Origin of the sequence: Microcoleus sp. Pol10D4, from assembly GCF_036701555.1 — a bacterium.
Classification (GTDB): Bacteria; Cyanobacteriota; Cyanobacteriia; order Cyanobacteriales; family Microcoleaceae; genus Microcoleus.
The window spans coordinates 19,073-38,439 of sequence record NZ_JAUBRA010000040.1 but is presented as its reverse complement, the minus strand read 5'-3'; the positions used below and the strand labels follow the sequence as shown (position 1 = coordinate 38,439).

At 46.3% G+C, this 19,367-nt stretch carries 18 protein-coding genes; 10 read left to right on the top strand and 8 right to left on the bottom strand.

All coding sequences use genetic code 11. The annotated features are described in order from the left end of the window. Window positions 1-61: 61 nt before the first annotated feature. The 3 genes from QUA36_RS19345 to QUA36_RS19335 form a co-directional block, all read right to left on the bottom strand. On the bottom strand, window positions 62-244 hold the full coding sequence (locus tag QUA36_RS19345; protein ID WP_333453227.1) for a DUF4058 family protein: 183 nt from the start codon (window positions 242-244) through the stop codon (window positions 62-64). Window positions 245-406: 162 nt separating this feature from the next. After that, on the bottom strand, window positions 407-2,236 hold the full coding sequence (thrS, locus tag QUA36_RS19340) for a threonine--tRNA ligase (protein WP_333160103.1): 1,830 nt from the start codon (window positions 2,234-2,236) through the stop codon (window positions 407-409). Further along, window positions 2,229-2,378, bottom strand: a complete 150-nt coding sequence (locus QUA36_RS19335) for a hypothetical protein (protein ID WP_333160101.1) — start codon at window positions 2,376-2,378, stop codon at window positions 2,229-2,231. The genes thrS and QUA36_RS19335 overlap by 8 nt, the downstream gene beginning before the upstream one ends. 277 nt (window positions 2,379-2,655) lie before the next feature. Here QUA36_RS19335 and QUA36_RS19330 point away from each other — a divergent pair, with 277 nt between their 5' ends. From QUA36_RS19330 to trpE, 7 genes are all read left to right on the top strand, one after another. Further along, window positions 2,656-2,985: a DUF2605 domain-containing protein gene (locus QUA36_RS19330; protein WP_333160099.1), complete on the top strand. Its 330-nt coding sequence runs from the start codon at window positions 2,656-2,658 to the stop codon at window positions 2,983-2,985. Between the two features lie 158 nt (window positions 2,986-3,143). Next, window positions 3,144-3,455 carry a DUF2973 domain-containing protein gene (locus QUA36_RS19325; protein WP_333160097.1) on the top strand — a complete coding sequence of 104 codons (312 nt, stop codon included), beginning with the start codon at window positions 3,144-3,146 and terminating at the stop codon, window positions 3,453-3,455. Between the two features lie 584 nt (window positions 3,456-4,039). Beyond that, window positions 4,040-6,028 (top strand): DICT sensory domain-containing protein, encoded by a 1,989-nt coding sequence (locus QUA36_RS19320; RefSeq protein WP_333458761.1) that lies wholly within the window; start codon window positions 4,040-4,042, stop codon window positions 6,026-6,028. Between the two features lie 812 nt (window positions 6,029-6,840). Next, window positions 6,841-7,341, top strand: a complete 501-nt coding sequence (locus tag QUA36_RS19315; RefSeq protein WP_333160091.1) for a peptidoglycan-binding protein — start codon at window positions 6,841-6,843, stop codon at window positions 7,339-7,341. Between the two features lie 299 nt (window positions 7,342-7,640). Then, window positions 7,641-8,066 carry a photosystem I reaction center subunit II PsaD gene (locus QUA36_RS19310; RefSeq protein ID WP_333160170.1) on the top strand — a complete coding sequence of 142 codons (426 nt, stop codon included), beginning with the start codon at window positions 7,641-7,643 and terminating at the stop codon, window positions 8,064-8,066. Between the two features lie 163 nt (window positions 8,067-8,229). After that, complete coding sequence (locus QUA36_RS19305; protein ID WP_333458760.1) at window positions 8,230-9,090, top strand: GNAT family N-acetyltransferase; 861 nt, start codon at window positions 8,230-8,232, stop codon at window positions 9,088-9,090. 132 nt (window positions 9,091-9,222) lie between these two features. After that, window positions 9,223-10,770 (top strand): anthranilate synthase component I, encoded by a 1,548-nt coding sequence (gene trpE, locus QUA36_RS19300; RefSeq protein ID WP_333458759.1) that lies wholly within the window; start codon window positions 9,223-9,225, stop codon window positions 10,768-10,770. A gap of 86 nt (window positions 10,771-10,856) precedes the next feature. On the opposite strand, the gene QUA36_RS19295 is transcribed toward trpE, so the two are convergent. After that, window positions 10,857-11,411, bottom strand: a complete 555-nt coding sequence (locus QUA36_RS19295; protein WP_333160085.1) for a Uma2 family endonuclease — start codon at window positions 11,409-11,411, stop codon at window positions 10,857-10,859. A 92-nt stretch (window positions 11,412-11,503) separates the two neighbouring features. Between QUA36_RS19295 and QUA36_RS19290 the strand changes: the two genes are divergently transcribed. Then, window positions 11,504-12,388: a PhzF family phenazine biosynthesis protein gene (locus tag QUA36_RS19290; RefSeq protein WP_333458758.1), complete on the top strand. Its 885-nt coding sequence runs from the start codon at window positions 11,504-11,506 to the stop codon at window positions 12,386-12,388. Between the two features lie 160 nt (window positions 12,389-12,548). Continuing rightward, window positions 12,549-13,025 carry a hypothetical protein gene (locus QUA36_RS19285; protein ID WP_333160081.1) on the top strand — a complete coding sequence of 159 codons (477 nt, stop codon included), beginning with the start codon at window positions 12,549-12,551 and terminating at the stop codon, window positions 13,023-13,025. 17 nt (window positions 13,026-13,042) lie between these two features. On the opposite strand, the gene QUA36_RS19280 is transcribed toward QUA36_RS19285, so the two are convergent. The 4 genes from QUA36_RS19280 to petH form a co-directional block, all read right to left on the bottom strand. Next, window positions 13,043-13,894: a hypothetical protein gene (locus QUA36_RS19280; protein ID WP_333458757.1), complete on the bottom strand. Its 852-nt coding sequence runs from the start codon at window positions 13,892-13,894 to the stop codon at window positions 13,043-13,045. A 310-nt stretch (window positions 13,895-14,204) separates the two neighbouring features. Continuing rightward, the gene (locus tag QUA36_RS19275) at window positions 14,205-15,521 is read right to left on the bottom strand and encodes a homoserine dehydrogenase (protein WP_333458756.1); all 1,317 of its coding nucleotides are present in this window, start codon (window positions 15,519-15,521) and stop codon (window positions 14,205-14,207) included. Window positions 15,522-15,657: 136 nt separating this feature from the next. Next, on the bottom strand, window positions 15,658-16,413 hold the full coding sequence (locus QUA36_RS19270; protein WP_333458755.1) for a Uma2 family endonuclease: 756 nt from the start codon (window positions 16,411-16,413) through the stop codon (window positions 15,658-15,660). Between the two features lie 146 nt (window positions 16,414-16,559). Further along, window positions 16,560-17,765 (bottom strand): ferredoxin--NADP reductase, encoded by a 1,206-nt coding sequence (gene petH / locus QUA36_RS19265; protein ID WP_333451623.1) that lies wholly within the window; start codon window positions 17,763-17,765, stop codon window positions 16,560-16,562. 587 nt (window positions 17,766-18,352) lie between these two features. On the opposite strand from petH, the gene QUA36_RS19260 reads away from it, so the two are divergent. After that, a complete protein-coding gene (locus QUA36_RS19260; RefSeq protein ID WP_333165098.1) occupies window positions 18,353-19,357 on the top strand; it encodes a phosphoribulokinase in 1,005 nt (334 codons plus the stop codon). The last annotated feature ends 10 nt before the right edge of the window (window positions 19,358-19,367 follow it).

Sequence of the window (19,367 nt, the reverse complement as noted above, 5' to 3'; positions counted from 1 at the left end):
GCCATAAGTATGAGCGTATTTAATAATTTTTCCATATCAATCGCACTTAAACCTCCCTCTATCATGCGATCAATTCCCTCTCCTCCAACCAAACATCCACCCAAACAGCATCGGTTTCGGACAGTGGGGGAACTGGTGCGGCGGTATAATCTATTCTAAAGTCATAGGCGGGGCGATCGTAAACCCCATTTAATAACGCTTGTAAATCTACAATTGGTTCCGCATCACCCGCGCGCAAAGGCAACGCAGAGGATTGTGAAAATTAAATACACAACAGCTTATCATTTGCCTTAATTGTGGAACGGGGGTCTCGCCCGTTAAGTGAATCGTGGAACGGGAGAGACGCCCATTAAGTTAATTGTGGAACGGGCGTCTCGCCCGTTCTAAAATATGCGGTTAAAATGACCTAAAAATCGCCGTAACTACTAATAGCCGCCTGCAACCTCCCAATCACTTCATCAACCGAAATCGCCCCCAACTCCCCAGAAGCACGAGTCCGAATATTCAAACTATTCGCCTCAACTTCCTTCGCACCCACAACACCCATCACCGGAATTTTATCCTTCTCAGCATTGCGAATCAACTTGCCCAAACGCTCGCTATTCTCATCAGCTTCAGCGCGCATTCCGAGCAGTTTCATCTTCGCGGCCACTTCCTTCGCAAACGGCAAAAACTCCGCGCTGACAGGCAACAACCGCACCTGAATCGGCGCCAACCACAGCGGAAAATCCCCCGCATACTGCTCGATCAAAATCCCGATCAAGCGTTCCAAAGAACCGAAAGGAGCGCGGTGAATCATCACCGGACGCTTGCGAGTGCCGTCTTCAGCAACGTATTCCAAATCAAAACGTTCTGGCAAATTGTAATCTACCTGAACAGTTCCTAATTGCCATTCTCTATCCAAGACATCTTGGAAAATGAAATCGAGTTTCGGCCCGTAAAAAGCCGCTTCCCCAATTCCTTCAAAATAATTCATTCCCAAAGTTTCCACCGCGCGGCGGATTGCACCTTGAGCCTTTTCCCAAGCTTCATCGGAACCGATGTATTTCTCTAAATTGTTCGGATCGCGGAAGCTCAAACGCGCCTTAAAGTTTTTCAGTTGGAGACTCTTGAAGACTGACAGAATCAAATCCACCACATTCAAGAATTCAGCATCTAACTGTTCCGGCGTGACAAATAAGTGGGAATCATCCACCGTAAAGCCGCGCACCCGCGTTAAACCGCCCAATTCTCCCGATTGTTCGTAGCGGTAAACTGTGCCGAATTCCGCTAGACGCATCGGCAATTCGCGATAGGAACGCAATTCGCTTTTGTAAATTTGAATGTGAAAAGGGCAATTCATGGGTTTCATCACAAAACCCTGTTCGTTTGCTGCCGCTTCCTCATCCTCCGCCATCAGCGGAAACATATCTTCTTTGTATTTCTGCCAGTGTCCAGAAATTTTGAACAAATCGACTCTGGCAATGTGCGGAGTCACTACTTGCAAATAACCGCGCTTGATTTGTTCTTGTTTCAAGTAATCTTCTAAAATACTTCTCAAAACAGTGCCTTTGGGCGTCCACAAAGGCAAACCTGGCCCAACTGGATCGGCAAAGATAAACAAGCCTAATTCTTTGCCTAATTTGCGGTGATCGCGCCTTAATGCTTCTTCTTTGCGGTGTTTGTATGCTGCTAATTGTTCGGGAGTTTCCCAAGCAGTGCCGTAAATGCGCTGTAATTGAGCTTTGGTTTCGTCGCCGCGCCAGTACGCACCTGCTAGGCTTTCTAGCTCGATCGCCTTTGGATTCAACTCACTGGTATTATCCAAGTGAGGCCCGGCGCACAAATCCCACCATTCCTCGCCCAAATGGTAAAGAGTAATCGGTTCGATCAAACCTTCTAAAATTTCTAATTTGTAAGGTTCGTTAATCTCCTTAATTCTGCGTTCCGCTTCCTCGCGGCTGACTTCTTCCCGAATTACAGGCAATTTACGGTTGATGATTTTGATCATCTCTTTTTTAATGGCTTTTAAATCCTGTTCCGTAAAAGGTTCGGGAGTGTCAAAGTCATAATAGAAACCGTTTTCAATCCAAGGGCCAATTGTTACTTGCGCCTTGGGAAATAACTTCTGCACCGCCATCGCCATAACGTGGGAGGTGGTGTGGCGAATTTTTTTTAGTGATTCCGACTCACTCGTGCGGGGCAACTCAATTTTAGCGGACTCTTCTGGAGGGGACATGGATTCTGAGCTAGACATCGGCTGAATTAGCAATTAATTTAGTGGCAGTTGCTTCTATATTACTCAGATTGCGACAGCAAGCGCCGACTTCAGGTTGGGGGACACCCTGGGAAATTAGGTCATTCTGGGCATTGGGCATTGGGCATTGGGCATTGGGCATAGTTTTTTTCTTCCTTCTTTCTTCTTCCTTTCATCTGTTACATCGGAAGAAAGCGAATCCTTCGCCGAACTTCCTTCTGCTATGAGCTATTGCTAGCGAGTCTGAGCCGATATTGCACAATTTGGGGATTTCGACTCAAAAATCGCTGCTGGCACAGTTAAATTTATTCACACCCACCGGCTAATTGTTATTAAATTATTGAATTTTTGTTAAAAAAATGTTACAATTTGTAAAGACCGTCTAAGACTATAATAGATAAATAACCCAATTTTGATCCATGCTTAATTCCAACTTGCCCGAATCAGAATTGCTCAAAGCGTTACTGGAACCGCTGTTAGAGGATTTCAATTACTGGTTCGACCGATCGGCAAAACTCTTAGAAACTGAGGAAATTCCCTTTCTCAGCGACGAAGATCAATCTGACTTGCTGGCGCGAGTCAAACAGGCTCAGCAAGAAGTAGGCGCGGCTACAGCTCTATTTCAAGCAACCGGAGGTCAAGTTGGGATTGAAACAGCAGCACTGATGCCCTGGCACCGACTACTCGCCGAATGCTGGCAAGTATCGGCGCGCTTTCGCTCATTGCAGTCAGCTCCCCCTGGAAAATAAGGAACCGAGTTCAAGTTAAATTTGCAGTCAAATCCCCAACTTTTGGAAATGTGGCTGCTGACTTGACAACCTCAAACAGATTTCCAGTTAATAAGTTATTACTTGCTGAAACACTTTTGTAAATTGCTGTGTGGCTGTTTAGCCCGGAGGAGAAGAGAATGTTGCACTTGCTTTATATTTTAGCTTTTACCGTTCTTGCCTTTCTGGCAGTCGGTAACTTAATCCGCAGTCTAGTCACCGTAGGTATGGAGTCCCAGCGCCCTCAACAGTTTAGGGCAAATAATCCCTACGCATCCTATCCTCGCTATCAATCGGTACCGCATCCAGAACTTTTAGATGAATACGGAAACATAGTTAATGAGCCGCTTTTAGTGATGCGTTCGCTGACTGTCCAAGACGCCCGCGAACAATTAGATGCTCTCTACAAATCATCTCCGGGCGGCAGCGATGAAGGGGGCGAACTAGCCTAAGACAACCACAGCCACAGCATTTATACTTAGGCGCGATGCCTCAAAAAAAATATAGGACTTACAAGCTAGGTGTCAGAAGCCCGATTTATTCATAGATGGTGGGTAAAAACCGGGTTTCTTGGGCTCAGTCGTCAAAATAATTGGTCGTTAGTTTTTAACTAATGGCTAATTATTTGCGCTTTTTTAAAGTTTAATTACCGATTAACCAGATCGATCGCCAAAAACCGGTTCGCCAAAAACCGATACAGATGGCACTGATATCAAATACCTCAAGAATAGTATAATGCAAGAGATCCGCAAGCGGTGCCTAACAAGTCTGAATGGTGAGAGTGCTAACGCCCGAATCGAAGCCTGAATAGATGAGTTGGCGTCAAAACCTAGAGGTAAAAACAGGTGACTTTGGGATGAACTCAAGGTCTTGGAGGCATACCTCTGCTTAGATTCGTCTAAATGATATGGCTAGCATGATATGACTTAAACAGTCGTGTTATGAAGCATAAATGTATCAGATACTGAAAAGGGATCGCTCTAAACCTCCTATCGATCCTGTTTTGTCATCGGCAAAAATGCACGTTTAAGGCTAGATGATCGTCCCTATTTCGCTACTGGCAGAACTTCTGCAAGCTTTGCCCCAACTGCGGGCACAAATTTATTTCAAATCTTCCATGACAGCCCTGTCTCACGCGATGGAAGACTTAGTTTTGGCGGGTTCCGACGACGAACCGCTAGTCATTGCAAGCTTTCAGCGAGAGCGCTTCTACCGCCAGGAAGCTCACCGCTACCGGCGAATTGCCTCACGCTCGTCTCAGGTATACGTGCTGGCAGCACCGGAAACTGACTTTAAAAATGCTTCGGAGTGTCACGAAACTGTGGCGTTTGCACCGGAGGACGGATTGAGTAAAGAGTGGCACTTAGTGATCCTGGGCGAACAATACTCAACTTGCCTGATTTGTCAAGAAAAAATTGTGCCGATCGACAACCAGGACGATCGCGGGCCACTGTTGATGGATCAAGCTCGCAGATTTGAAGGAATTTGGACGTTCGATCGCGAGGTAAGCTCCAAAGCTGCCGCATTGTTGCTCGATAGAATTGTCAATTATCGCCCGGAATTGGCCGAAAAGATCGATCGAGCCCGAACTACTTACAAGCTCAAAACACCGAAAAAAACGCGGAAATCCGCCGCTTCCAAAGCGACCAAACCCGACATCAGTAGGGGGAAAAACTCAAAAATTCCCAATCCCAAATTGAGCGATGCTTTTACCGAACGCTTAGTAACCTACTTGCAAGCAGGCCAGCACAAACTGCTTAAAGCATACGCCGCCATCGCCGCCCAGGAACGCAAAGAACGCCTCGTAAACTTAATTACAACGGCAATGCGGCAGTCTCTCAACCCACAAGAAATCGTCGAAGTTGCAGTCCAAGAACTCGGCACTGCCCTGTCAGCAAGCCGATGTTTGATTTATCGCTGCAAGGCCACAGATGTGGCGGTCAAAATCGATCGCGAGTTTTTGGCTCCCGGCGCTAGTTCCATGCTGGATCAGACTTGGCTGTTGCAGGAAAATCAAATATGGAGCGACGCGGTGGGGCGGCAAGAGCGAGTTTACATCCAAGACACAGCACAACACCCGTTGATTGTCAATACACAATTCCTGGAAAAAACTGTAAAAAATTGGCAAATTGTCTCTTGGTTAATGGTGCCAGTGCTTTATCAGGGGCGGGTTTTGGGAATGGTGGAAATGCACCAGTGCCGATCGGTTTTGCCTTGGGAAGAAGACGAAATTGCATTAGTAGAGGCGATCGCCACCCAACTCGGAGCCGCCTTAATTCAAGCCGAAACCTACGCTCATTTAGAAGAACTTAACCAACAATTAGAAGCATTAGACCGCACTCGCAGCAATCTAATTGCCATCACCGGACACGAACTCCGCACTCCGCTTTCTACGATTCAAGTTTGTTTGGAAAGTTTGAACTCCGAACCGGATATGCCCCCAGAATTGCGGCAAATCATGTTAGAAACTGCCCTCGGTGATGCCGATAGAATGCGGAAACTCGTGCAGGATTTCTTAACTCTTTCTCACTTAGAAAGCGGGCGAGTCCAATGGAATGTAGAATCGCTGACGCTGCAAGAATGCGTTGATTTGGCCCTCAGCAGCGTGCGATCGCGCACGGTCGATCGACAGTTACCGGAAATTATCGCCGAAGTGTCCGCAGAATTGCCTTTAGTGCAAGCTGACGGAGAGTGGTTGGTGGAGGTTCTCTCCAAACTATTAGACAACGCTTGCAAATTCACCACACCTCAAGGAAGCGTGACAGTGCGAGCCAAATGCAACGGTTCTCAGATGGTGGAAGTGCTCGTAGCTGATACTGGGAGGGGAATAGAGGCGAACAGTTTAAAAATAGTGTTCGATCGATTTTATCAAGAAGAAGGAGCGCTGCGCCGCAGCGCCGGCGGTACCGGTTTGGGATTGGCAATTTGCAAGCAGATTGTTGCTGGCTGGGGCGGTAAAATTTGGGTAGATTCCGCAGGGAAAGACCGAGGAAGTGAATTTCACTTTACTATTCCCACTGTTTAGACTCAATTGATACAGCGTATTCCTGGTTTATGAATTACACCGCGCAAAACCTGGTTTCTCTTTACAGTTCTCGCATCCTTACTGATTCTGTTGCTCGAAACCCGGTTGATCGCGATCTACATCTACATGAAACATAGTGTAAAAAACCGGGTTTCTGGGAGTCTGATCGCGCAAGAATCGATCGAGTTATATCAAATCCGCGCTTCATCGTCGGACGTAAAGCCGAATCAAGCTGCCAACAAATAATTCGCGCAATTTTGATTTTTTTGACCCTTCCTTCAACAGTCAACAGTCAACAATGGTGAGGAGTGCAACTGAAATCGATATTAATTGATTGACCCAGATGCGATAGCACAGAAAAGTTTTCACTGCAGAACCAGGCTCCGCTGCTACACCCTCTCCCACCCTGTGATATCGGCCTTAAAGGTGAGGTGGCCACGCGGTGTTCAGCTTTAAAATAGAAAGTATCAAAGCAGATTCAGGATGCGCTTACCGTCTTAAACCCGGTTTGGCGACAGAATATCTAGGGAGGCTGCCGAAAATTAATACCAGTTTAAAATAAGAATCCAACTGTAGGTACGCTGCAAACCCCGATAGTAATCAGTCATGCCGAATCTAAAATCTAAAATCTAAAATCTAAAATGGTATAAGTCTCTTGTCCACAAGTCGTGAGATGGTAAAAGGCGCTCGAATCTGTTGAGGCACTGCCGACGCCAGTGTTGATTCGTGAAAAGTTGAAAATGCAAATGTTTCGCCCGGAAAAACTTTTTTTCCAGAAGAATACTCAAACCTAGAGGGGAGGAAAATCGATTATGTCACCTACAACCCAGATGAAATCTACTCAACCTATGGCCAACAAGCCACAACTACAATTAGGTTCTGAAGGTAAAGCGGTATTGGAACTCGAACAACTGCTAACAAAGTTGCAACTTTATCGGCATCCTGCTAAAGGAATTTTTGACAAAGCAGTTGAATTTTCTGTGAAACTGTTTCAGTTTCGGGTTTTCTTGTCGCCGGACGGTATTGTCGGGCCGCTGACTTGGCAGGCGCTTTATACTGGAGCCCCAGTTAATATGCCGGTACTCAAATTCGGCAGTTCTGGGGAAGCAGTCGCTACTGTTCAGGAAGTTCTCAAAATTTCCCAGCATTATGGCGGTAAAATTGACGGCGACTTTGCTACTTTGACGGACAAAGCTGTTCGCGCATTTCAAAAAAGCTTTGGGATTGAGGCCGACGGGATTGTCAATCAAGAAACTTGGACTGCTTTGAGCCAAATTCCGCGCGGCTATGACCCTAATTGGTTCTTGACTTAGGGTTGACGCGGTAAATTGTTCGATCGTGTGTGGGGAGAAATGGGGGGAATGTGCGATTATTCGGGTGCCCCACAAGCACCAGAATAATTGCTGTTTTTTTTGGATTATTTTTTCGGAATTCGTGCTGCCTAATTTAGTTTTCTAAGTTTGGTGGAAATTACCAATTATCAATTATCAATTATTAATTACTAATTATCAGAAGAGATCGATCGCCAAAAAACTGTTAACTTTCCTTACAATTTCTACAGCCGTGTCGCCTCATGATGATACGATGCCGTAAAAATCCTTTGGATATGTTTATGGCAGAAGAACTCACTGGACAACCCCCTCTTTTCGGCGGCAGCACAGGCGGCTTGCTGACCAAGGCGCTAGTTGAAGAGAAGTACGCTATCACTTGGACTAGCCCCAAGGAGCAGGTGTTTGAAATGCCTACGGGTGGCGCTGCGATTATGCGTCAAGGCGACAACTTGCTGCATCTGCCCCGGAAGGAGCAGTGCATCGCTTTGGGCGGCCAGCAACTGCGGGCTAAATTCAAAATCACGAACTACAAAATTTACCGCGTGTTTCCAGACGGTACTACTGAGTACCTGCATCCCAAGGATGGCGTGTTCCCTGAGAAGGTGAACGAAGGTCGTCCCTACAACGGTAAGATTGACCGCAATATTGGCAGCAATCCAAATCCGGCTAAGCTGAAGTTCAGCGGTAAGAAGACTTTCGACCCTTAGACCATGACTGCATGGCTGAGCAAAACATAGGTAATCTTCCCTGTAAGGCTCAGCTTGTAAACTTGTTTTTGCAGTAGTATTCTGACGCGGGAGGCTTAGCCCGCAGCGCCAAAATACTACTGCAAACTTCTAATCTTATTAAAAGTTAATAGTTAAATTAAAAATGAATGTCGTAATCAGGCGAGCGCAGCCTTCTGATATCGATGTTTGCGCTGGCATTACTTATGAAGCTTTTAAAGATATTTCCGATCGCCATAAATTCCCTACAGATTTTCCAACGCTGGATTTTGCAACCGAAATAACGGGCTTGCTAATCGAGAGTCCGGTATTTTTTGGGATCGTAGCCGAGAGTGAGGGTGCGGTTGTCGGCTGCGGGTTTATGGACGAACGCAACCCGATTCGCGGTATTGGGCCCGTCAGTGTCGATCGAACTTTTCAAGGCCGCGGCACGGGACGCGAAATCATGAAAGCTTTGCTGGAACGGGGACAGGACGCTGTGGGTATCCGTTTGGTTCAGGAATCTTTTAATATGGCGTCGCTGTCGCTGTACGCTTCCTTGGGTTTTGAGGTGAAGGAACCTTTCGTGTTAATGGAAGGGAAGTTTCGCAGCCAGCCGCAGCATGGGTTTGAGGTGCGGCCGCTGGCTAGTGAGGATGTTGGTGAATGTGCGGCTTTGTGCAAGAAATTATACAGGTGCGATCGAACTAGCGATATTGAGTACGCCCTGAATTTCTTTTCTCCTTGGGTTGCTTGCAAACAAGGTCGGATTGTGGCTTATACTTGTGCGGTGTCGGCTTTGAGCCACAGCGTCGCAGAAACTGAGGCGGATATCCAGGCTTTACTGTTGGGGGCGGCCGCGTCGAACTCCGAAGCACAGGTTTCTTTCCACTTGCCGGTGCGTTACGCAAGTTTGTTTCGCTGGTGTTTGCAAGAGGGGCTGCGCGCCCTCAAGCCGATGGCGGTGATGGCACTTGGCGAGTATCGGCCGCCGGAGGGATGTTGGTTTCCGTCTTTTGTTTATTGAGCACCAAGACGGTTAGGACGCTTTTAATCGCTGAAATCCTAGGATTGCATTTTCCTTCTTCCTGACATCCGTTACATCCGTTACATCCGTTACAGAATCCGTTGCCGAACTTCCTTCTTCCTTCTGATATATATGATATTTCCCGATTTCTCACAATTCTCGGAACTGGCGAAACAAGGCAATTTTGTACCCGTGTATCAAGAATGGGTTGCTGATTTGGATACGCCGGTGTCTGCGTGGTATCGGGTTTGTGCCGGTCAACCTTACAGTTTTCTGCTGGAGTCGGTGGAAGGTGGGGAAAAACTTGGGCGTTATAGTTTCTTAGGGTGCGATCCGTTGTGGATTTTGGAGGCAAGGGGATCTCGCACAACTCAAGTTTACCGTGACGGTTCCGAAAAAGTATTTACGGGCGATCCGTTTGTAGCTTTAACTGAATGTTTGGAGTCTTATCAACCGGTAAAATTGCCGCAGTTACCGCCGGGAATTGGCGGGTTATTCGGTTTTTGGGGTTACGAGTTAATTAAGTGGATAGAACCGCGAGTTCCCGTGCATCCAGCAAGCGAGAATGATTTGCCGGATGGATTGTGGATGCAGGTTGATAATTTGCTGATTTTCGACCAGGTGAAGCGGAAAATTTGGGCCGTCGCCTATGCGGATTTGCGCGAGGTTGGCGTTGATTTGGCCGATGCTTATCAGCAAGCGTGCGATCGCGTTGGCAAGTTAGTTCAGAAGCTGCAATCGCCGCTTTCCCGGCAATCTACTCTCATAGAATGGACTCCTCCCAATAACGGGCAAGATTCCCGTTCCACAACCGGAAATACAGAATTGGCTTACACTAGCAATATTACCCGTGAAAAGTATTGTGCCAATGTCTTAAAAGCGAAGGATTATATCAAAGCCGGAGATATTTTTCAAGTAGTTATTTCGCAGCGACTAGATGCTGAATACAGTGGCGATTCTTTTGCACTTTACCGCTCTTTGCGTCTCATAAATCCTTCTCCTTACATGGCTTATTTTCATTTCGGAGATTGGCAGATAATTGGTTCGAGTCCTGAGATTATGGTAAAGGCGGAAAATACTGCTGACGGCAAAAAGATAGCAACTTTGCGACCGATTGCCGGCACTCGCCGCCGGGGTAAAACTCCTCAAGAAGATGATGCTTTGGCTGCTGAATTGCTGCAAGATCCCAAGGAAATTGCGGAACACGTCATGTTAGTTGATTTGGGCAGGAACGATTTAGGAAGAGTTTGCCGAAACGGTACTGTAAAAGTTGACGAATTAATGGAAATTGAGCGTTATTCTCACGTCATGCACATTGTGAGCAATGTGGTGGGAGAATTGGCTGAGGATAAGACAGCTTGGGATTTGTTGAAAGCTGGTTTTCCTGCGGGTACGGTTAGCGGTGCTCCGAAGATTCGGGCGATGGAGATTGTGCACGAGTTGGAAGGTTGTCGCCGGGGGCCGTATTCTGGGGTTTATGGGTATTATGATTTTGAGGGGCAATTGAATAGTGCGATCGCCATTCGGACTATGGTTGTTCGCTCTCAAGGAGGCGATAAACATTCGGTTTCTGTGCAAGCAGGTGCTGGTTTGGTGGCAGATTCTAACCCGGATATGGAGTACGAAGAAACGCTGAATAAAGCCAGGGGAATGTTAGAGGCAATTCGCTGTTTGAAATAGTGAGGCGGAGCCTCTGGATCTGTGTTACCAGGCAGAGCCTGGTAACAAGAAAACAGCAGTAATTATTGCATTATTGTCCAATTTACCTAAGCCCCTAATATTCGAGCGACCAAAACTGCAACATCAGGAAATGCCAGCGGATTAATATTACCCTGAGTCAGAGTTTGTCTCGATTGATATCCTTCATTGGTAGGCTCTCGAAATACTATTAATTCCCTAGTTCGCAAATTGACAACCCAATACTCAGAAATGTCGGCTTCCGCATAAATCTTGCTCTTGATTCCCAAGTCTTTGCTCAGAGTATGATCCGAGTATTCTATCAGCCAAAAGATGTTTTCTGGATAGGGATGATGTTCTCGGTAATCTTGTCCCAAACGTTGAATTACAGCGATATCGGGTTGTGGCTCGGAGTTGCTTGGTGGCAAGATAATCGGTTTACCTTGGCGGATTTTAGCCCGATCACCCAGCAAATAAATTAGGTACTCTCCAGCCTCATCGCTAGAGTAAGCATGAGATTCTCCTTCGGGAGCCATTTCAATTATTTCTCCACCTATTAATTCAACGTTTCGCCCTTCCAGAATGCCGGCTGCAATGATGCGGTGGTAGTCTGCAACCGTCCATTTTACAGTCGTGACGCTCACGGCGATTACTCCTATGTTTTTATTGTTATTTTAACGGCTGTCTTGCGATCGATGTAAAATATCAGTTATTGACTTTTACTAAAGGCATAATTATGAATTTTTATATAGTTGACGTGTTTGCGGAGTCAAAATATGCTGGCAACCAGCTAGCTGTATTTTGCGGTGCTGAAGTTGCCGAACTATCTGAGGCCCAAATGCTGCTGATAGCGAGGGAAATCAATTATTCAGAAACTACGTTTATTCGATCGCCCGATCCGCGAGATGGCGGCTATGACGTGCGGATATTCACGCCCAAGAAGGAATTACCCTTTGCGGGTCATCCGACTTTGGGCACTGCGTTTGTGTTGCAGCAAGAGATTATTCGCGAAAAGGTCGATCGAGTAATTCTCAATCTAGCCGTCGGTCAAATTCCAGTTACTTTTAATTATCACAATGAATCGGCAGATATTTTGTGGATGCGACAAAACCCGCCTAGTTTTGGTCAAGTTTTATCAGCAGAAACTCTGGCCAATGTCCTGAATTTAGCACCCGATGAAATTGATTCCAACTTCCCAATTCAAGAAGTTTCTACGGGAGTGCCGTTTATAATTGTCCCATTAAAAACTCTCGCCTCGCTCAAAAAAACTCAAGTCAACTTAGATAAATATTTTGAGCTAGTTGATACAATGGAAGCGAAAGAAATTTTGATATTTTGCCCAGAAACCTACAGCGATCTTAATGATTTAAACGTGCGAGTTTTTGCCCATTCATTAGGAATTCCAGAAGATCCGGCGACTGGCAGTGCTAACGGCTGTTTGGCTGGATATTTGGTAGAACATGATTATTATGGGGAAGCAAAGATTGATGTCAGAGTTGAGCAGGGTTATGAAATAGATCGACCTTCTTTGCTGTTGTTACAAGCCGCCAAAAATGAAGGGGAAATAACAGTTTTGGTTGGTGGTAAGGTGGTGATGGTTGCTAAGGGAGAATTTGTGTAGAATATTTAATGGCAAATTATTAGTCGCAGATGCAGACACCTAGATTTAGATGCTTATTTGGCGATCGAGATGTTACAATTTTGCTAATATGAGGTAGCTCATATTCATTGATTCCCGTGATTGTTAGGCTAAAAGAGTCATCCATACCAGAGACTTTCCAATGCTGCAAACATTTTCGCGGACTTTAAATGTATCCCCTGACGCTTCAGAAGCCCTGCTTTCACTGCCCTTAACCAGCTTGCTCGATTCACCGGAATTCAATCAATTATTAGGAAGTCTCGATACTGCTTTACTCAAAGAAACTTTGCCAACTGCTGGAACTGTTTTAGCTCAAAAGTTGCCGCCTTTTTACGACTGGTTGCAAACAGAACTAGGAATTAAAAACGTCCCTGAAAGTCCAGATCATACTACGAAATGGGTAGTCGGTTTTTTGAAGAATCAAGAAAGTTTAACTCGTTTAGTTGATCTGCACAAATCAATTCCTAGACAGGCATTAGAACGAGCGATCCCTCGTTTAGTTAGCGCCTTTGATGAGGTTCAACCCACCGCTGTAAAGCAAGAATGGGAAAAAGCGATCGCAGCACTTTGTTTGGTTCTCGCCGTCGCAGCGCGGGAAAACCAGCCCTCTGCGACTTGAAGCAATTCTGTCTGAGTTTAAACAAAGCGCTTTTTTCGGAAAATTTGCAATTGAGTACGATCGATCTGAACGACTACTGGCCGCCGTTTGTTCAGGACGATCGCATTATGTCTGTTGAGCAAAAGCAACTGAGCCAATATTGCCACAATTGCGCGTCTTTTGAGAAACTTGCCTTCAAAACGGGCGATTCGGACGATCGCCTCTTCGATTTTATAACAACAGTTGTTGCCTTTTGGGGAAATCACAAAAATCGTTCCCGGTATGTAATCCCCTTCATTTGCCCAGAAAGCATACCTTTCGCCTAAAGTAAAATAGTGAAAAACATTCTTAGCCGTGGAAGTTTTAGCTAACTTTTCCGAAACGCCCAAAGAATTAAAAATTACAGTGGATCTAATATAATCCGGGTATTTTGCTGCTATTTGCTGAGCAACTTTGCCGCCCAAACTTTCTCCGATGACATCCGGCGGATTCCCGCTGTGAAATTGCTGCTTTATCCAATCAATAGCACCCGCAGTTTGCGCCGATTTTAACTGGCGTTCTAGTTTGGCCATAAATACATCGGGCGTATCTTCCAAAACGCGCTCGAAAGGATACCAAGAACCGTATCCGCGAATCACGAAAACAGGCGGATTATTGCCAGAAATGGGGATGCGACTTTCAGCATAAAAACCAGTGCGAGAGTCTTCAAACACTTTTTTTATGATATAATTTCCATCAATAACTTGCCCTTCTTCGTGCCGAATGTAAATTGAAGGATTATTGGGTTTAAAAGTATCGTGCAGTTGGGGTTTGGCAAATTTTTCATACAGGTAATCTAGCAAGTGCCTTCCCGTTTGGCGATCGACAAAATCGAATTCTGTTCCTTTCATTATCTGGTAGCCGCCGATTTTACCAACAATATTTAATGACTACAAACAATCTACATAAACTCGCCCCCGCACAACAGATAACCCACATCAAATTTTACTTATATCAAAGGCTAAAAATGTACATCGGGATTTACCGTTGGGCGAGCGGGTTTTATAGATTGTCAATGATTGGCAAATATTGTCTGTGAAACCCGCCCCTACCACATCTGCCAAATGTACATCGGGATTTATCGTTGGGCGAGGGCGGGTTTTAGATATTGTCAATTATTAGCAAATATTGTATGTGAAACCCGCCCCTAGCAAATCATTTTTACAAAACTCGCAACGTGCTAGCAACACTATCGACTGCTTCCATCGCTCGAATTTCATCGAGTGCTTGTTGAAAATTACCTTCCCTAACATCGTGAGTCACGACTACAATTTCTGCTAAATCGCCGTGAATTCCCGTCTGGACAACTGATTCCAAACTAACTTTGTGGTTGCCGAAACAAGTGCCGAGTTTGCCAATTACGCCCGGAGTATCGCGCGTCAGAAAACGGGCATAAAAGCGAGTAACAAGTTCCTGCATCGGAGCAATTTTGCAGTAGTGTTGGTGACTGCAACTCAGCAAAGGATGGGGAATCGGAACAGTTTCGGTTTTCAGGATGGCCGCGACATTCATGATGTCGGATACTACGGCGCTAGCTGTGGGGCCCGCACCGGCGCCGCGCCCGTACAGCATCAATTGCCCGATCGGCTCTCCTTCGACTAAAATTGCATTGTAAACCCCGTTAACACTCGCCAGCGGATGAGTTTTCGGCACAAAACTCGGATGCACTCGAATTGACAGCAGTTCGCTTTCTTCCTCCGCTTGCTTGCCATTGTAGTGGGAGGTTTCTTGAGCAATAGCCAACAATTTAATCACAAATCCCAGCTTGTCGGCGTAGTTAATATCCGCCGCACTAACTTTTCTGATACCTTCGCAATGAACATCAGCTAATTTGATGCGTCCGCCAAAAGCTAGCGAGGCTAAAATAGCAATTTTATCGGCAGCATCTAACCCATCTACATCTGCTGTGGGGTCAGCTTCAGCATAACCTAATTGCTGAGCGTCGGCGAGCACTTCGGCAAAGTCTGCACCTTCTGTTTGCATTCGCGTCAGGATGTAATTAGTTGTGCCGTTGACGATGCCGGTGACAGTTTGAATGCGGTTTGCACCTAAAGATTGTTTGAGGCTTTGAATGACTGGAATGCCGCCGCCGACAGCAGCTTCTAGCATTACGTAAACGCCTTTTTTGTTGGCGGCCTCGAAGATTTCATTCCCGTAGCGGGCGATAACTGCTTTGTTGGCAGTGACGACGTGCTTGCCGCTAGCAATAGCTTGCAGAATGAGCGATCGCGCCGGTTCCAATCCGCCAATCAATTCTACTACAATATCAATTTCCGGGTCAGTTGCGATCGCTTCTAGGTCAGTTGTCAGCACATTTTCTGGCAATTGTAAAGACCGAGTTCGAGAAATATCGCGCACTCCCACCCGATAGATTTCCAATTCCTGCAACAGCGGATGGCGGCCGTCTGGGGAGAGCAAAATCTCTGCTGTTCCCGCGCCAACTGTACCCAAACCTAGCAAACCAATTTTGAAAGCCACGACTTTGACCCGTTGAAACTCACTTCATCTAGAATCATTGTATGATAACCGCGGCTTCACTGAATACCCAGAGACCCGACTTCTTAAAAAAGTCCGGGATCTACATGACTAATGAATCCAGATTTTACATGGCAATTTAAAGTTCTGTATCCATCTCTATCCCCATTTCTCGCAGCCGCTGCGCCAATCTTTCGGCCCGCTGCCTTTCGGCATTAACTTGCTGTTCTAGTTGCTCATTTTGCTGTTCTAGTTGCTGATTTTGCTGTTCAACTTGCTGTAGCTGTGCTTGTTCTTCTCGAATTAAATCTTCAACTAGGGGCGGACATAGCACTTGATTAACCGATAAAATAAATTCAGCGAACTGTACAGACTGAACTTGCTGTCCCGGCAAAAATTCCTGATGAGAATAACTGCCTTCATTTTCCGGGCGACTGCATACTCGTATTTTCGGTTGATTTGGGTCTACAATCCAATATTCAGGGATATCAATTAAGTCATATTCTGCCCGTTTGCGAATGTAGTCGTCCCGCCAATTTTGACTGGTAACTTCGATAACTAACAGCGGTTTTTCTTCAAAGTCCAAGACTGCGGAACCAGGTTGGGCACAGACTTGTTCCCACAGACTCTGAGTGCAAATCACCACATCAGGAATGCGAGAAGAGTTTTCTTCGGTTCGGACTGCGGTAGTCACAATTGCAACTATGGGTAGGTTGTGTGCTGCAAAGAAGCGCCGGAACTGATAAACTAAAAATTCACAAATTTTGATATGTATTGCTGTAAGTGTTGGCATTTCGATCAGATTGCCCCGATATAATTCATAACAAACACCCGATTCTCCCTGATAGTTCAGATATTCTTCAAAGGTGAGTTTTTGGGTAGAAGTTATAACCATGTCAGTTATCTCCCTTTTTCGGTGAGCTTACTGTATATTTTACACTTTTTGTGGGTCGTTCAAGCTTTTCCAAACTAAAAACTTTTTAAAACAATTGTAGGGCGAGCAAAGCCCGCCCTACAAATCAGATTAAATCAGGTAACACATTAATAAGTTTCAACGTGCCAACGGTGCTCTTTCTTCAACTGTTTCTGATAGGCAGCCCACTCAACGCCATACTTGCCAGCCGCGGCCGACATTCCCTCATCAATTCCGCCTTCCATGCCCTTCAAACCGCAGATATAAGTGTGAGTATTCGGCTTTTGAACCAATTCCCACAATTGGTCTGCGTTCTCTTGAATCCGGTTTTGAATGTACATCTTGCCGCCGTCAACATTTTTTTGCTCGCGGCTGATGGCATAAGTCAAGCGGAAATTATCGGGGAACTCGCGCTGCAATTGCTCCAACTCTTCCTTATAGAGAATGTTGGGAGTGTAAGCAACTCCAAAGAACAACCAAGCTAAACCTCTGAATTTGTAACCGGGATTGTTTTCTTTAAACATCCGCCACAAATAAGCCCGGAAAGGAGCAATACCCGTACCGGTACCCATCATAATCACGGTGGCTTCCTCGTCGTCGGGCAACAACATTTCCTTGCCTACGGGGCCGGTGATTTTGACATCATCTCCAGGTTGTAAACCGGTGAGAAAAGTCGAACAAACACCAAAGACTTTTTCACCTGTTTCTGGGCTTTTGTACTCTAGGCGGCGGACGCATAGAGAAACTGTTTTGTCGTCTACATCGTCTCCGTGACGGGTGGAGGCGATCGAATACAGCCGAATTTTGTGAGGTTTGCCGTTTTTATCCGTCCCATCGGGAATAATCCCGATACTTTGACCTTCGAGATAGTGTAACTTGCCTCCAGAAATGTCAAATTTGACGTGACGGACTGTACCCTCGCCGCCTTCTCTGACCAATTCTTCTGTAGAAATGCACTTACCAATATAGGGATTGGCCGGCTTGTAGAGGTTAACAGGAACCTGAACTTTTTCCTTGGCTTGAGTCATGGGCTTAGTTTTTTCTCCAGATTTCTGACTCTGTAGCCCTGCTTCTGGTGCGACTTTGCCATTTGTTTCGGGAGCGCTGTTTGAGGGGCGAATGCTGACAATTTTGCCACCCATCCGAGCAATCCGGCGCATTTCCTGATTCATGCGCTCGTAGGGCACGGAGATAAATACGCTGCCACTACGGCGAATCGGGTTACTTGTTTGGTCAGTTGCTTGGCTCTGACGCATACCCTCCACTTCGTAAACAAAGATGCGGCTGCCTGATTCTGAGTTTGCCGCAACACCAGATATGCTTGGGCTGTACATTTGTTGCTTGTCCTTCACGATACAGAGTTATAAAGAAAGAGAATGTGACGTTAGACTCAATTTACTTTTTTCTTAAGGCCATCGGGACTAATTGGCCGCGCCAATTTTTGGGCCTCGCCACGCCGGCGGGAGTGTTGAAGTTGCGATCGCTCGCGTATCAAATCCCTACTAGCCGAACGCCGCGCTCACCGAGCCCTGTTGCGTTCGGCTGTTGACCTATAGCTATTGTTGTCTGCGTACTGCAAATATTTTACCCGATCGGGGGATCTGCCCCGATAAGTCCTTCTGATTTGGGGAGCGCCCCACCAGAGAAAGGAAAATTCGAGGAGTTTAATGAGGCTGAGCTTGTAGGGGGCGAACGCATTCTGGTAAGATTAACCACTAAAGTTAGTATTAATTACTTGCCTTGAAGATTGCTTGGGTCTGCCCGGGCAGGCAGTCAACTCACTGCTGTATGCTGGTGAGAACTCGATCCTCTCGGGGTAGCACAGCAGCACAAAGCCTGCTTGCGGCTACCTGCGGGCTGAAATTTTGTGGAATCTAGACTTGAGTTAGTTAGTAAACAGTGATTTTGTTAGAGGGAAACTATGACCAGTAAGCCGGATCGCGTGGTTTTAATTGGCGTTGCCGGAGATTCCGGATGCGGAAAATCTACTTTTTTACGCCGATTGACAGATTTGTTCGGGGAAGATTTCGTTACTGTAATCTGCCTCGATGACTATCATTGTCTCGATCGCAAGCAGCGCAAGGAAACAGGGATTACAGCCCTTGACCCCAGAGCGAACAATTTTGACCTGATGGCTGAGCAAATGAAGGCTCTCAAAGAAGGTCGGGCGATCGACAAGCCGATTTACAACCACGAAACCGGTCTGCTCGATCCTCCAGAGCGGGTAGAGCCGAATCACGTGATTGTGATTGAGGGGCTGCATCCCCTGTACGACGAGCGAGTTCGATCGCTCATCGACTTCAGCGTCTACCTCGACATCAGCGACGAAGTAAAAATTGCTTGGAAAATCCAGCGCGACATGGCGGAACGGGGCCACCGTTACGAAGACGTGCTGTTTGCGATCAATGCTCGCAAACCGGACTTTACCGCCTACATCGACCCGCAAAAGCAATATGCTGATGTGGTAATTCAAGTGTTACCGACCAACTTGATCAAAGATGACAAGGAGCGGAAAGTTTTGCGCGTGCAAATGATCCAGCGCGAAGGCATCGCCAATTTTGAGCCTGCGTATTTGTTTGACGAAGGTTCAACAATTAACTGGGTTCCTTGCGGCCGCAAGCTGACTTGTTCCTATCCCGGAATTAAGATGTACTACGGGCCTGACGCTTTCTACGGTCACGAAGTCTCGATTTTGGAAGTAGATGGTCAGTTCGAGAATCTCGAAGAAGTTATTTACATCGAAAGCCATTTGAGCAAAACTTCTGCGAAGTATGAAGGCGAGTTAACTCACCTGTTGCTCCAGCACCGCGAATATCCTGGTTCTAACAATGGAACTGGTTTGTTCCAAGTGTTAGTCGGATTGAAGATGCGGGCGACTTACGAGAAGTTGACTGCGAAGGAAGCGAAAGTGGCTATGAGTGTTTAGAACGCAGACA